This window comes from Pseudoroseicyclus sp. H15 (assembly GCF_054353345.1).
In genome coordinates, this window is the sequence record NZ_JBTHJE010000002.1 from 318516 (window position 1) to 332680 (window position 14165).

14 protein-coding genes are annotated in these 14165 nt (G+C 68.0%); 8 read left to right on the forward strand and 6 right to left on the reverse strand.

Annotated features, from left to right (window positions below; translation table 11 throughout):
* The first annotated feature begins 237 nt into the window (after positions 1-237).
* The 3 genes from ACXN5S_RS05450 (at position 238) to ACXN5S_RS05460 (ending at position 2379) form a co-directional block, all read left to right on the forward strand.
* The gene (locus ACXN5S_RS05450) at positions 238-615 is read left to right on the forward strand and encodes a DMT family protein (RefSeq protein WP_458604390.1); all 378 of its coding nucleotides are present in this window, start codon (positions 238-240) and stop codon (positions 613-615) included.
* A gap of 9 nt (positions 616-624) precedes the next feature.
* Positions 625-1845 carry a multidrug effflux MFS transporter gene (locus tag ACXN5S_RS05455; RefSeq protein WP_458604391.1) on the forward strand — a complete coding sequence of 407 codons (1221 nt, stop codon included), beginning with the start codon at positions 625-627 and terminating at the stop codon, positions 1843-1845.
* A 72-nt stretch (positions 1846-1917) separates the two neighbouring features.
* Positions 1918-2379, forward strand: coding sequence for a CoxG family protein (locus ACXN5S_RS05460; RefSeq protein WP_458604392.1), 462 nt, complete (start codon positions 1918-1920; stop codon positions 2377-2379).
* 132 nt (positions 2380-2511) lie between these two features.
* On the opposite strand, the gene ACXN5S_RS05465 is transcribed toward ACXN5S_RS05460, so the two are convergent.
* The 6 genes from ACXN5S_RS05465 to ACXN5S_RS05490 all read right to left on the reverse strand — a co-directional run bounded on the left by ACXN5S_RS05465 (position 2512) and on the right by ACXN5S_RS05490 (position 8833).
* Positions 2512-3576: a DUF1513 domain-containing protein gene (locus ACXN5S_RS05465; protein WP_458604393.1), complete on the reverse strand. Its 1065-nt coding sequence runs from the start codon at positions 3574-3576 to the stop codon at positions 2512-2514.
* Positions 3577-3582: 6 nt separating this feature from the next.
* The gene (locus tag ACXN5S_RS05470; RefSeq protein ID WP_458604394.1) at positions 3583-4590 is read right to left on the reverse strand and encodes an imelysin family protein; all 1008 of its coding nucleotides are present in this window, start codon (positions 4588-4590) and stop codon (positions 3583-3585) included.
* A complete protein-coding gene (locus tag ACXN5S_RS05475; protein WP_458604395.1) occupies positions 4590-6209 on the reverse strand; it encodes a di-heme oxidoreductase family protein in 1620 nt (539 codons plus the stop codon). The genes ACXN5S_RS05470 and ACXN5S_RS05475 overlap by 1 nt, the downstream gene beginning before the upstream one ends.
* A 30-nt stretch (positions 6210-6239) precedes the next feature.
* Positions 6240-7490, reverse strand: coding sequence for an imelysin family protein (locus ACXN5S_RS05480; RefSeq protein WP_458604396.1), 1251 nt, complete (start codon positions 7488-7490; stop codon positions 6240-6242).
* 115 nt (positions 7491-7605) lie between these two features.
* A complete protein-coding gene (aroQ, locus tag ACXN5S_RS05485; protein ID WP_458604397.1) occupies positions 7606-8040 on the reverse strand; it encodes a type II 3-dehydroquinate dehydratase in 435 nt (144 codons plus the stop codon).
* An 85-nt stretch (positions 8041-8125) separates the two neighbouring features.
* Positions 8126-8833, reverse strand: a complete 708-nt coding sequence (locus tag ACXN5S_RS05490) for a sensor histidine kinase (protein WP_458604398.1) — start codon at positions 8831-8833, stop codon at positions 8126-8128.
* Between the two features lie 254 nt (positions 8834-9087).
* Here ACXN5S_RS05490 and ACXN5S_RS05495 point away from each other — a divergent pair, with 254 nt between their 5' ends.
* The 5 genes from ACXN5S_RS05495 to ACXN5S_RS05515 all read left to right on the forward strand — a co-directional run bounded on the left by ACXN5S_RS05495 (position 9088) and on the right by ACXN5S_RS05515 (position 14148).
* On the forward strand, positions 9088-9510 hold the full coding sequence (locus ACXN5S_RS05495; protein WP_458604399.1) for a response regulator: 423 nt from the start codon (positions 9088-9090) through the stop codon (positions 9508-9510).
* A 39-nt stretch (positions 9511-9549) separates the two neighbouring features.
* On the forward strand, positions 9550-10233 hold the full coding sequence (locus ACXN5S_RS05500; protein ID WP_458604400.1) for a response regulator: 684 nt from the start codon (positions 9550-9552) through the stop codon (positions 10231-10233).
* 71 nt (positions 10234-10304) lie between these two features.
* Complete coding sequence (locus tag ACXN5S_RS05505; protein ID WP_458604401.1) at positions 10305-11405, forward strand: sensor histidine kinase; 1101 nt, start codon at positions 10305-10307, stop codon at positions 11403-11405.
* A gap of 44 nt (positions 11406-11449) precedes the next feature.
* Complete coding sequence (locus ACXN5S_RS05510) at positions 11450-13690, forward strand: ATP-binding protein (RefSeq protein WP_458604402.1); 2241 nt, start codon at positions 11450-11452, stop codon at positions 13688-13690.
* On the forward strand, positions 13687-14148 hold the full coding sequence (locus ACXN5S_RS05515) for a response regulator (protein ID WP_458604403.1): 462 nt from the start codon (positions 13687-13689) through the stop codon (positions 14146-14148). The genes ACXN5S_RS05510 and ACXN5S_RS05515 overlap by 4 nt, the downstream gene beginning before the upstream one ends.
* Positions 14149-14165 lie beyond the last annotated feature (17 nt).

The window sequence follows — 14165 nt, forward strand, 5'->3', positions numbered from 1 at the left end:
GCCCCTCTCGCTTTCTTCCAAATACTCCGGGGGGAGCCGCAGGCGGGGGGCTGCGCCCCCCAGCAGCGCCCGCCACCCTCTCCTCCGCCTGCTCATCTCGCTGCGCTGCCCGGGCGCGCCGGGGTGGGCGGGCGGGAGGCGGGCCCGGGCAGCGGCCGCGCCAGCGGCCCTTCCGCCGGTCCCCGCCCGGCCCTATCCTCCGCGCGCCGGCGCGCCGCCGGTGCCCGGAACACCCCCATGACCCTCCCCATCCCCCTCGTCACCATCGGCCTGCTCACCGCATCCAACCTCTTCATGACCTTCGCCTGGTATGGGCATCTGAAGTTCAAGGCCGCGCCCCTCGTTCTCGTCATCCTGATCTCCTGGGGCATCGCCTTCTTCGAATATGTCCTGCAGGTGCCGGCCAACCGCATCGGTCACGGCCGCTTCTCGGCGACCGAGCTCAAGACCATCCAGGAGGTCATCTCGCTGACCATCTTCTGCGGCTTCTCGGCCCTCTGGCTGGGTGAGCCGATCCGCCCCGCGCATATTCTCGGCTTCTCGCTCATCGCGCTCGGCGCCGGGGTGATCTTCCTTGCACCGGCCGCGATTGACCCGGGCTCCGCCAGACCCTAACCCTCAGTAATGAATGCCGCCCCACCCGTCGTTCGGTTCCTCGACCGCACCACGCCGCCCCATATCTTCACGCTCACGCTCATCGCCTCGATGTCGGCGCTGTCGACGTCGATCTTCCTGCCGTCGCTGGCCGCCATGGCGCGCGAATACGGGGCGAATTACGGCGTGATGCAGCTCGCCGTCTCCGGCTACCTCGGGGTGACGGCGCTGGTGCAACTGGCCATCGGCCCGATTTCCGACCGGTTCGGCCGCCGCAAGGTGGTGATCGGCTCGCTGATCATCTTCTTCTTCGCCACCATCGGCTGCGCCCTTGCCCCCACCATCGGCATCTTCCTCGCCTTCCGCATGCTGCAGGCCGTCGTCGCCGCGTGCATGGCGCTCTCCCGTGCCATCGTGCGCGACATGGTGCCCGCCGAGCAGGCCGCCTCGATGCTCGGCTATGTCACCATGGGCATGGCGCTGGTGCCGATGCTCGCCCCCACCATCGGCGGCACCATCGACGAGGCCCTTGGCTGGCGCCCCGTCTTCTGGTTCCTCGGCCTCTGTGCCTTCGGCATGGTCGTGCTCTGCTGGCGCGACCAGGGCGAGACGCTGGCCGGCAAGGGTGTGAGCTTCAGAGATCAGGTGAAGAACTACCCCGAGCTGCTGCAATCGCGCCGCTTCTGGGGCTATGTCATCTGCGCCGCCGCAGGCTCGGGCTCGTTCTTCGCGCTGCTGGGCGGGGCGAGCTATGTCGCCAACGATCTCTTCGGCCTGTCGCCCATGCTCACGGGCATCGCGGTTGGCTCCCCTGCCCTTGGGTATGCCTTAGGCAACTTCATCACCGGCCGCTTCGCCGTGCGTGCCGGCATCAACGCCATGTGCCTGGCCGGCACGCTCACCTCGACCATCGGGCTCGGCGCCGCGCTGGTGGCCGCGATGATCTTCGAGCCCTCGCCTCTGCTGTTCTTCGGCTTCATGCCGCTTCTCGGCATCGGCAACGGCCTGATGATGCCTTCGGCCACCGCTGGCTCGCTCTCTGTCCGGCCGGAGCTTGCGGGCACGGCCTCGGGCCTCGGCACTGCCATCGCCATCGGCGGCGGTGCAGTGATGTCGGCCCTCGCCGGCTGGCTGCTCGGCGGCTCGGCCAGCGCCATGCCGCTGCAATGGATCATGGCCATCTCCAGCGTCATTTCACTGGTCGCCATTCTCATGGTCATCCGCCGCGAGCGCAGCCTGCAGATCGCGTGACAGCGCGCCTGCCGGCTTGCCAATCACGCCGCGCCCCCGCAGAACTTTCGGGAAGGCAGACAGGGACAATTCATGGAACTCGACGGAACAGTCACAATCGCCGCGCCCCGCGCGCTGGTCTGGGACAAGCTGAATGATGCGGAAACGCTGAAGGCCTGCATTCCCGGCTGCCAGGAGCTGACCGGCTCGGCCGAAGAAGGCTTCGAAGCTGTCGTCGTGCAGAAGGTCGGGCCGGTGAAGGCCACCTTCAAAGGCGGTGTTACGCTGGAGGATATCGTGTCGGGCGTCAGTTACCGGCTGGTCGGCGAAGGCAAGGGCGGCGTCGCCGGCTTCGCCAAGGGCGCCGCCGCCGTGGTGCTGGTCGATGTGCCCGAGGGCACCGAGCTGGCCTATGACGTTGAGGCGAAGGTCGGCGGCAAACTCGCCCAGCTCGGCAACCGCGTCGTCGGCGGCTTCGCCCGCAAGATGTCGGAGGATTTCTTCGCCCGCTTCAAGGAGCAGGTCGAGGGTCCGGCCGAGAGTGACGAGGCCTAGGCCAAGACCATCTTGGCGCCCCGGTCGCCGCGCCGGAACGGGCAGGCGCTCGCCCGGCGCCTTCGGCTTGATTCCGGGCGCGGGAGGGAGCCGAACGGTTGGGCGGCGGCGGACGAAACCCGCCGCGCAAAATCAAAGCGTGATCAGATGGTTGTCCCAGATCTCGTCATGCTTCGCGAGCGGTCGCGCCGCGCCGCCCTCCACCGCCATCAGCCCGCCCTGCTCGTCCGTCGTCAGAAAGCCGCCCGGCAGAGGCGCCAGGCCCATCAGCCTCGCCCGGGTGACTGAGCCGAGGAAGGCCCCGTCCAGCCCGTACCGGTGTAGCACCCCGCCGGGCGTCGAGGTGATCCCCACTTCGCGCCCGTCGCCGGAGACATTCACCGTGCCGGTGTAATTCTGCAGCGCCCGCTGCTCGGCCCCCGGCGCCGTGCAAAGCACCGGCTCTTCGCCGCGCCGGTGCAACCCAAGGAGCGGCGGTGCCTGATCCTCGGCCCCGACCCATTGCATGGCGAAGGCCGTCACGCCGCCGGCAGCGAAGGCAATGTGGCGAATGGAGTTCTGCCGCAGCTCCGGTAGCTCCACCCGCTCCTGCAGGCCGCCGTTCAGCGTCAGATAGGCCAGGTTCGGCTCCATGCTGTCGATGTTGAGCATGTCGCGGCCGTCTTCGGTGTTGATGCCACCATTGGCGACGGCAATCGTCACGCCATCGGCCATCACCCGCGCTTCGTGCGGCCCAAGCCCGTGGCTGTCGACTTCGCCGAGCCGCGTGTAGCCATCCGTGGCATCCCACAGGCCCAGCCGCCCGGCGCTGTCTGCCGTGCGCTGCTCGGTGGTGATCAGCAGCCGGCCGCCATCGAGGTAAGAGCCATGGCCGTTGAACACATGCCCCTCCGGCGGCGTCAGCTCGCGCATCACCACACCGAGCGCGCAATCGACGACCAGCGCATAGGTGCCCGGTCGCCGGCCGAAGACCACCGCCTCGGCGCGCACCGGGTGGCCGGCGCCGGCATGGCCACGCTCCGGCAGCGGCACGCGAAAGACGGCATCGCCGGTGCCGCGAAGCCCGACCAGATCGAAGGAGCCATCCGCCAGCCGCGCCGCCGCCAGAAAGCGCGGCGCGCCCGCGGCGGCCCAGCCCAGTCGTGCGCCAGAGGCGCTGGCGGCGAGCGTGGCAAGGAAGGCGCGGCGGCTTGGCATGGGTGCTCAGTCTCCGTCGAAGCCGACCACGCCCATGGTCACGCCCAGCTCTTCGGACAGGATGGTGTTCACCTTGGCCCAGAGGGCATCGTAGGAAGTGGCGGCGACATCCACCATGAAGCGCCCGGCGGGCTCGGACACGCTCTCCAGCGTCGGATCCTCGATATTGGCAAGCCGCTCGCGCAGATCGTCGAAATCCGCCGCGAGCTCCTGCCGGTCGGACGGGTCAGTGATCAGCGCCATCACGAAAGTCTCGTGACCGCGAGTCGACTGAATGAGGTTCTCCAGAGTCCGTTCGGAGAGCCGGCCCTCCGCCAGTTCGGGCCGCGTTTCTTCCCCCGTACCGAGCGGCAGGCCCAGCCGCTCCAGAATGTCGAACTGCATCGAGACGACGAGCGCGGTGAAGAGCGCCTGCCGCGCCTCGGCGGCGTTGAAATAGGTGGCGTTGCCCGCCTCCGCCCCCTTCATCACCGGGGCGAAGTCTTGCCACTCCGCCGCCAGCTCGGCGGCGTTGGCGGCAAGATCTTCCGTCATGAGCCGCATCAGCGTGCAGCCCTCGCTGCCATCGGGATATTCGTTGAAGCGCGGATCGTAGAGCATCGCCTCGATTGCATAGAGCCCGCGCAGCGAGATCGGCGCCTCGGCCATCTCAGCCGCGCTCTCCGGTGCCGGGCCGTTCATCGCCCGGTTGATGGCGCGGGGCCGAAAGCCGCGCTCATCGGGCCAGAAGGCGATGGCCTCACGCAGGCCGGTCGATTGCATCGGGCCGAAGCGGAAATCCTGCACCTGCAGCCAGGCGTCCATCGACTGGCCCCACAGCGCCCGCAGCACCGGGCTGAGCGCGGTGCAATCCAGCTCTGCCGCCTGGGCCAGCGCGTCGGTGCGGCGCGCGAAGGTTTCCACCTGCGGCAGGATCACCGTGTCGACCACGCGGTCGATCACCGGATCGGCGCTGGCCGGCGCGGCGGCTGTGACAGCCAGACCCGTCAGGGCAGAGAGAACCAAGGCACGCATCACAGAGACTCCAGAAAGGCCACAAGGGCGTCACGGTCGTCTGGCGACAGCTCCACCACGCGGTCCCGCGCCGCCTGCGCCTCGCCACCATGCCAGAGCACCGCCTCAAGCAGGCTCGCCGCCCGGCCATCGTGCAGATAGCTCTGCCGGCCGGTGACAAGCTCCGTCAGCCCGATACCCCAAAGCGGGGCGGTGCGCCATTCGCTGCCCGTCGCCACGCCCTCTGGGCGGTTGTCCGCCAGGCCCGGCCCCATGTCGTGCAGCAGCAGGTCGGTATAGGGCCAGATGAGCTGGAAGCTCTGCGCCGTCGCAGGCTCTGTCCGGCCGGTGACGAATTTGGGCACGTGGCAAGCGGGGCAGCCGGCCTCGTAGAAGACTTCCTTGCCCTGCAGCACCTCGGGCGCATCCAGATCGCGCCGGGCCGGCACGGCGAGGTTGCGGGCGTAATGCGCGACGAGATCGAGCGCCTCCTGCGAGACCTCAACCCCGGTGGGCGCGGCACCTTCTTCGGCCAGCGGGCTGGCCAGCTCTTCGGCGTCATCCTCGCCCGGCGCCGGGCTGTCGACGCCGGTGGGCGCGGCGAGGCAATCGACCTGCGCTGCCGTGCATTCGCCGGCGGGGCTGGGAAGATCGGGCGTCGAGAGCCCCATGTCGCCGAGGAACGCCCGCGCCGATTGCTCGGAGACGGTGGGCGTGCCGCCCTTGTAGCCGAAGCGGCCGAGCATGGGCGTGTCGTGTTCCAGCGACCAGACAACTGAAGGACGGCCCGAGATGCCGTCGCCATCGGCGTCGTCCGGGTCGGCATGGGCGAGGATGTCGGCCGCCGGGATTGCCTCGAGCAGGCCGAGACCAATCATCTGCGGTGCGACACGGGGCGAGAGCATCACGTCCTCCGCTGCTTCGCCATAGGCGAGGTTTGCGAGGCTGTAGTGCGGGGCCTGCAGGGTGATGGTTTCGCCGCCATTGAGGGTGACCTCGACAGGCTCGTAATCGATCGAGAGGCGCCCTTCGGCTGGAATGCCGGGCAGCGCAAAATTTTGAAGCTGGCCGCCATAAACAGGGTCTGGCGCCGTGCCGATCCAGCCGGCGATCTCTTCGATGGCGGTGTCGGGGTCCGGCACCGAGAGGCGCAGAAACAGAGCGACCTGGTTGTCGCCCTCGGCGGCGGGATGGCCGCGGGCGTCTTTCACGTGGCAGAGCTGGCAGGCGCGGGCGTTGTAGAGCGGCCCGAGCCCGTCGGAGGCCTGCGTCGACGAGGGCGACGAGACCCAGACCTTGCGGAAGAGCCCGTTGCCGAGGGCGAAGTTCATGCGCCCCTCGCCATCGAGATTGTCGGAAGGCTCAGAGAATGCGTCGCTTGTGGGGCTGGCGCGCACGGTGGCGGCGCCGCCCGGCAGAGCCTCGAAGGTTTCGGGAGCTGTGAAGTCATCCGTGGGCGCCGTGACGGTGGCGATGCGCGCGGCCTCTTCCGCCGTGCGGGGCAGAAGCGCGGCCTGCAGATCGGGCAGCGCCGCCGCCTCTTCGCCCCCTTGCGGGGCCGCCTCGGGGGCGGTCTGAGCGGCAGCCGCCCCCGCAATGGCGAGGGCGGCGATGAGCGTGAAAGAGCCGGTATGGCGCATATAGATGCCCCTGGATGTGGTCTTGCGGGCCTATTCGAAGACGGCGGACTCGTCGTCGAGAGCGTCGCTGCCTTCCATCACCACGCCCGAGACGTCAAGCGCGGCGGACATGCGCTCGATGCTCTGCGACATGGCGACGAGATCGTCGACCAGCTGGTCGATGACGGCGTTGCCCTCGTCATCGACCTTCACAAGCATCATGTCATAGGCGCTGTCGCCGGCGGCGCGAGCGACGAGATCTTCCGCGCTGGCCAGGGCGGCTTCGAGCTCGGCGGTGAAAGTCTCGGCCAGGTCAGGGTCTGCGGCTTCGACCAGATCCTGCAGGCCGGTGCCCTGCACGCCTTCGCCATCGGGGCCGGTATAGGCACCGTACCAGACATTCGCGATGCCCAGCACGTCGCCATAATGGCTGGCGGGCGTGTTGTCGGAGAAGCAATCGTGCTCTTCCTCGGGGTCCTGCAGCAGCAGGCCGAGCTTGATGCGCTCGCCCGCCATCTCGCCATAGGCCAGGCTGCCCATGCCTGTGAGGATGCGCACGGCGGGGTCGGCATCGCCCAGCACCTCGGTGCGGGCAGCGCCGCCCTCTTCCCATTCACCCGCCATATAGGCGAGGTCGGAGACGAGCAGGTCGGTGGCCGTGGAGAGATAGGCGACGCGGCGGTCGCAGTTGCCGCCGGTGCACTCCTCGCCGGTGACGAAATCGGTATAGGGCCGGTCGCCCGCCGCATCGGCATCGGCTACCAGATCCTGCCCCCAGAGCAGGAATTCGACGGCGTGATAGCCGGTGGCGACGTTGGCCTCATTGCCGCCGGCCTCTTGCAGCGTCTCTTCGAGCAGCGCGGGCGTGATCTCGGTGGCATCCACCTCTTCGCCGTTCAGCGTGAAGCTCGGGGAGGCGATGACGTTGAGATCGGCGAAGGAATTCTCGGCGCCGCCGAAGTAGGAGGCGTCGACATAGTCGATCAGGCCCTCATCGAGCGGCCAGGCGTTAACGCGGCCCTCCCAATCGTCGACGATCGGGTTGGAGAAGCGGAAGACCTCGGTCTGCATGTAGGCGGGACGGGCGCCGATCCAGGCCTCGCGCGCGGCGGCGAGGGTTTCTTCCGAGGGGTCGGCGATCAGCGCGTCGACGGCGGTCTGCAGGGTCTCGGCGCCATCCAGTGCGTCGGCATAGGCGGCCCGGGCGATGTCGGCATAGGTCTCGCCCACCTCCTGAGGGGTCTGCGCGAAGGCAGCGGTGGCGGTGAGAGCGAGGGCGGATGTCGCGAGGATGAGGCGCATGGGCAGACTCCTGATGTGCCGGGCTGGGGCGTTGCGGAGGAGTCCTAGTGAATTGGTCGGATTTGTAAACCGAAAATGAAACCGCCCTTTAGGGTGGGTGCGGTGCAGCGCCACCCTACCCCATCAGCAGTGCCATATGCCGCAGCGCCAGCTGATAGCCCTGCGTGCCGCATCCGGCGATCACCGCCTCGGCGCGGGAGGAGACGTAGGAATGGTGGCGGAACGCCTCGCGCTTGTGGATATTGCTGATGTGCACCTCCACCACCTTGCCTTCGAAGGTGTTCAGCGCGTCGAGCAGCGCGATGGAGGTGTGCGAATAGGCCCCGGGGTTAATGATGATCCCCGCCGCATCGCCGCGCGCCGCATGCACCTTTTCGACGAGACCGCCTTCGTAATTGTCCTGCGCGAAGTGCAGCTCCAGCCCCAGCTCGTCGCCCAGCGCCCGGCAGGCAGCCTCGACATCCGCCAGGGTCTCGGCGCCGTAGATCTCGGGCTGGCGCTTGCCGAGCAGGTTGAGGTTCGGGCCATTCAGGATATGGATGATGGGCATCGCCGCTCGCTTTCGTCACTGACGCGGCGAGACTAGCCGCCCCCGGGCAGCGGCGAAAGCCACCCTGGTCAGGCGCGGCGGCGGGTTATTGCAGCATCTCCGGCGGTGGGTGCAGCAGCGTGGCCGTGAACTGGCATCCCTGGCGCTCTGGCAGGCTCTCCAGCGTGAGCTCGCCGCCATAGACCTCGCAGATGCGCTCGGCGATGGGCAGGCCCATGCCGCTGCCTTCTACCTCGTCGCGCGAGCGCAGCGTCGTCATGAATTCGAAAGCCCGCTCGCGGTCTTCGGGGGCAATGCCGGGGCCATCGTCGGTGACTGTCAGGCGCAGCCCCTCTTCCAGCGGGGCGACATCGATGCCGATGCGCCCCGTGCCGCTGTGGTGGTGACGCACGGCATTCGAGATCAGCGCGCCGAGCAATCGGTCGACATCCGTCGGCCCCAGCCGCGGCCGCGCGCCGGGCGCAATGGTGACAGCGATCTCGAAGCTGCGGGGCACATCCAGCCGGCGCAGCGTGTCGGCCACGGCACCGGCCATGTCGATCTCCACCGCTTCCTGCATACGGCCGATGCGGCTGTAGGTGAGCAGATCGGCGATTAAGCCATGCATGCGCCCGGCCTGGCGGCGCATCAACTCAAGATAGCGGCCCACTTGCCCGGGCAGCGCGATGCCGGCGGCGGAGAGGTCCTCCTCCACCCAGCCGGGCAAATCATGGAGCGCGCGGGCCGGGGCGCGCAGATCGTGGCTGAGTCGATAGACGATTGCGGCAAGGTCATCCTCCAGCGGTGGCTCCACCCGGCGCCGGACGGGCGAGTCGCGCCGCGGCGGTGGCCGGAGGGCAACCGGTTTTTCGCTAATGATTGCAGGCGCCTTCGCGGCGCTAACCTCTTCCCGCACAGACATCGTTGGCTCCTCGCGCACTTGCTAAATTCCGCCACATTCTCGCGCCCAAGTGTTCACACTCGGCTAACGGCCCCATGGAATCCTAGCGGCACAGAACAGTTCGGGCAGCCGGTGTGCGCCGTGCCTGCCCCAGTGCCGGAGGGGTCATGGGCCTTGCCACCATTCTCATCGTCGATGACGACACCGTCTGCATCATGGCCATCGAACGGGCCATTTCGCGCATCGGCCTGCCAAACCCCATCGTGGCCGCCGCCAGCGCCGCCGAGGCGCTCGACCACCTGCGTGGCACCGGCGGCAAGGCCGCGCTCCGCGGGCCCGTGCTGCTGCTGCTCGACATTTCGATGCCGCGGATGAGCGGGCTGGAGCTGCTCGACGTGCTGCGCCGCGATGAAGCGCTCAAGCCCATCGTGGTCTTCATGCTTTCCAGCTCCGACTCGCCCCGCGACGTCGCCGCCGCCTACGAGCGCAATGTCGCCGGCTACCTCAGAAAGGGCGCCTCGCCGCAGGAGTTTCGCGCCGCGATGGAGCTGATCGAACGATACCTCAGCCTTGTGCCCCTGCCGGCATGAGCCGGCGCTGCCAGATTACCTCGTCATGAAAGGGATGACATGATGGAGACGCTCAAGATCATCGACTTGCCAGAACCTTCCCCGCCCCTGCGCCTTGTTGCGACAGCGCCGGCAGCACCGCGCCACCTGCGTGTGCTGGTGCTGGATGACAGCGAGGTCGACCGAATGCGCATCGCCCGCCTGCTCGTCCATGCCACCAACGTGGTCGAGACGGAGTTCGCGGCCTCGCTGGCGGAATTCGAGGCGGCGCTCGACGACGAATGCATCGACATCGCGCTGCTCGACTATTCCCTGCCCGAAGGCACCGGGCTGGATGCGCTGCGCAGCCTGCGCCACCACCCGCTGCAAGCGGCCGCGCGGCCTATCGTCATTGCTGGCGACTGCCCGGCAGAGATCGCCGTCGCCGCGATGAAGGAAGGCTCGTACAATTGCCTCGACAAGCACAGCCTCACCGCGCGCAGCCTCGGTGAGGCGATTGCCGAGGCGCTGACGGGCAAGGCCCTGTCGCCGCCGCCCCGCCCTGTCAGCCAGAGCGGCCTCGCCCAGCTGAAGCCAGCCAGCCGGCTCATGCGGCAGCTCATCGAAGAGCTGCACGGCCCGGCCCGCCAGGGCATCGCACAGGAGCGTGCCCTGCAAGAGCTTGCCAGCCTCTCCGCCACGCTCGAAGCCTTCGTGAAGGCGCAGTCGGGCGAGGCGGAGGGCCCGGTCGGCCTGCTGAATTAGCCCGCGATGGCAACCGAGGGTTAACCATGGCCCCCTAGGCCGGAGTGCAGCTGCCCAGGAGAACCGAGAGAATGCGCCTGCTGATCCTCGATGACGACGCTGCCGACCGCAAGCTGGTACGCCGGGCTCTGGCGCAGTCTGATGTCGCGGATGAGGTGATCGAGGCGACCGGCATTGCAGATGCCCGCGCCAATGTCGGGCCCGACATCGCGCTGGCCTTCGTCGATTTCTTCCTGCCCGGATGTGACGGTCTGACCGTGATGCAGGACATGGCCAAGCGTTGGCCCGACACCCCGGTCATCATCATGACCGGCCTCGGCGACGAGCGTATCGCGGCAGAGGCGATCAAACAGGGCGCCGTCGATTACCTGCCGAAACGCGAGATCACCCCGCGCACCCTGCGCCGCGTGGTGGAGCGGGCGCTCGACCTTGCCGCCATGCGCCGGCGCCTCGCCGCGAAGAAGAAAGAGCTTGAGACCTTCGCCCACGCCCTCGCTCACGACCTGAAAGCCCCTGCCCGGCTGAGCGCCTATCTCGCCCGCGCAATGCAGGAGGATCTCGCCGCCGGCGCCACCGACAGCCTCGTCGAAGATGCCAGCCGCATGGCCAGCCTCTGCGACCGAATGGTCGCGCTGATCGACACACTTGCCCTGCATGTCGCTGTCGATACCCCGGTGAAAGAAGCGCCCGTGCCGCTCGGCGAGGCGCTGAGCGGCGCGCTCGCCAATCTCACGCTGGACATAGGCGAGGCGGGCGCCCGCATCACCGCAGAGCCGCTGCCGACCGCGATGGGCGACGAGACGCAATATATCCAGCTGTTCCAGAACCTTGTCGGCAACGCCCTTAAATATTCCGGCCCCCGCCCGCCGCGCATCACCGTCTCGGCAGAGGTGCCCGAGCAGGGCTGGCCCGTCATTTCCGTCAGCGACGAAGGCATTGGCATTGCCGAGGAGGATGCTGAACGGATCTTCGACTCCTTCACCCGCCTGCATGGCCAGGAAGAGATCCCCGGTTCCGGCATCGGCCTCGCCACCTGCCGCAAGATCGTTGAGCGGATCGGCGGGCGCATTTGGTGCCGCTCGGTGCCGGGCGCCGGGGCCACCTTCTCGTTCACACTGCCGCCTGCTCCGCGCGAGGCCGCAGAACAGGCGGGCAGAAGTAACGCCGCATAAAACTCGACTGGTTATGATTGATGGCGGGGGAGCGAGAGGATCGTATGGCGCAGCGTCCAGAACATCCGCGTCCCGTCGCCACCAGATTGTTGCGCCGAAGGCCGAAGCTGCGCTCGCTGCGCGCGAAGTTCGCCCTGCTCGTCGCCATGGCCAGCCTGTTCTCCGCCATCCCCGTCGCCCTCGCCACCTATCGCAATGCGGCCTCCTTCGCCGAACAGGCAGCCCTGCAGACGCTGGAGACGGAGGCGACCATCCTCGCCGACCGGCTGGAAGGGCCGCTCACCACCATGATCCAGGATGCAGCCGTGCTCGCCGGCACGCCGCCGGTTGACGGTATTCGCCGCGCCGCAGCCGATGCTGCCGGCCTCGACCCGCTCGACGGCTCCTCAATCGCTATCTGGCGGGGCCGGCTGCAGACGATCTTTATCGCTCTGCTGCGGCAGCGCCCCGATTACGCGCAGATCCGCTATATCGGCCTCGCCGATGCCGGGCGCGAGCTGGTGCGCGTCGACAGGGCGCCAGATCCATTGGGTATCATCGCCCGCAGCCCGGATGAGCTGCAGCAAAAGGCCGAAGAGCCCTATATGCGCGAGCTCGCCGAGCGGCAAAGCCTGACCCCCTTCTTCACCGAGGTTTCGCTCAATCGCGAGAACGGCCGAATCGCGCCAGGCGAGGTTGCAATGATCCGTGCCATCTATCCCGTGGCCAATGCCGAGGGGCAGATCTTCGGCGCCATCGTCATCAACGGCCTCTACGAATCCCTCATCTCGGCCGCCCAGGACGCCGTCACCCCCGGTCATACGCTCGAGGTCGACCTACCCGTGCCCGTGGCTGATGCAACCGGCAGTGCGGTCGTGTCAGACGGGTTTTCGCTGGCGGATGGCAAGGCTGCGTACCGCCTCACCCGGCCCATCCAGCCCGGCGGTGCCTCAATTGCCGTGACCGCCATCGCGCCCATGTCGCTGCTGCTCGCCCCAGCGCGCGAGGGGCTGCAGCGCGGGCTGGCGCTCGCCGCCCTGTTGCTGTGCGCCTCGCTCGGCGGCAGCCTCGTCGCCGGCTTCGCCCTCACCGCGCCGCTGCGACGGTTGACGCAGGTCATCACGGCGCCCCGCGACTTCGGCAAACCTATCGCCCCCAGCTACACCCATGGCGATGAAATCGGCGATCTCGCAGCGGCGTTCGACCGCCTCACCAATGACCTGATCGAGCGCACCGCCCGGGCCCAGGCTGTGCTGGAGGCGGCAGCGGATGGCATCGTCATCGCCGATGCCACCGGCACCATCCAGGCGGCCAACCCGGCCTTTTGCGCCCTTTTTGGCTGCACGCCGGCAGAGCTGACCGGCGCCTCCCTGACGGACATGCTGCCCCAGGCAGGCCCCGGTGCGCCGCTGCCGGTGGCGGGTGAGAGGATCGGGCGGCACAGCTCTGGGGAGGTTCTGCAGCTCGACGTCTCGGTCAGCGAAACCCGCGTCGCCGACCGGCGCACCTTCATCTGGCTGATGCGTGACATCTCGTTGCGCAAGGCCGCCGAGGCGGCGCAGGCCCGGCTGGTGAGCGAACTGCAGCGCGCCAAGGCCGATCTCGAGCGCTCGAACGACGAGCTAGACAGCTTCGCCTATATCGCATCGCACGATCTGAAGGCGCCGCTGCGAGTGATCGACAATGCCTCCCGCTGGCTGGCGGAAGACCTTGAGCCTCACCTGACCGACGATACCCGCGAGAGCATGGAGATGCTGCGCGGCCGTGTCGCCCGGATGGAGCGGCTGCTCGACGATCTGCTCGAACACTCGCGCATCGGCCGCATCGATGCGCCGGCAGAGCCCGTCTCGGGCCGGCAGCTGTTCGACGACATCCTCGCCCTCGCCCCGCAGCGCCCCGGCATCGAGGTGACGGCGACGGCTCAATTCGCGGCACTCACCCTGCCGCGCTTGCCGGTGCATACAATCCTGCTCAACCTCGTCTCCAACGCCATCAAACACCACGATGGCCCGCCCGGCCGCGTGCAGATCGACGGGCGCGACGAAGGCGACCAGCTGGTCTTCACTGTCGAGGATGACGGTCCGGGCATTCCGCCAGAATTCCACGAGAAGGTCTTCGCCATTTTCCAGACCCTTCGCCCCCGCGACGCCGTCGAAGGCAGCGGCATCGGCCTTGCCATCGTGCGCAAGCATGTCGAGGTCGCCGGCGGCGAGATCCGCCTCACATCCGAGCCGGGGCGCGGCAGCCTGTTCCGCGTCACGCTACCGAACCGCACATCGTTGCAAAGTACGGAGAAAGCCGCATGAGCATGACGGCGCTTGAGCCGAAGGGAGCCCCGTCGCGCCCCCTCAACCTGCTGCTCGTCGAAGATGACGATGGCGATGCCAAGGCCGTGCGCCGCGCCTTTGACCGCAGCCGCATCGCCAACCCCATTGTCCGCGCCCGCGATGGGTTAGAGGCGCTGACCATGCTGCGCGAGCGGATAGATACCCTGCCCGATCAGCCCTTTCTGCTGCTGGTCGACATCAACATGCCGCGGATGAACGGCCATGAATTCGTCTCCGCCGTCCGGGCAGACGCGCGCCTGCACGGCCATACCATCTTCATGATGACCACCTCACGCGATGACCGCGACCTCTGCATCGCCATGCAGAACCACGTCGCCGGCTACATCACCAAGCAACGGGCCGGCGCGGATTTTCTGGCTCTGGTCGACACGCTCGACAGCTACTGGCGCATCGTCGAGATGCCGGTGATCCGTTGACACGGGCCGGCCGGCAA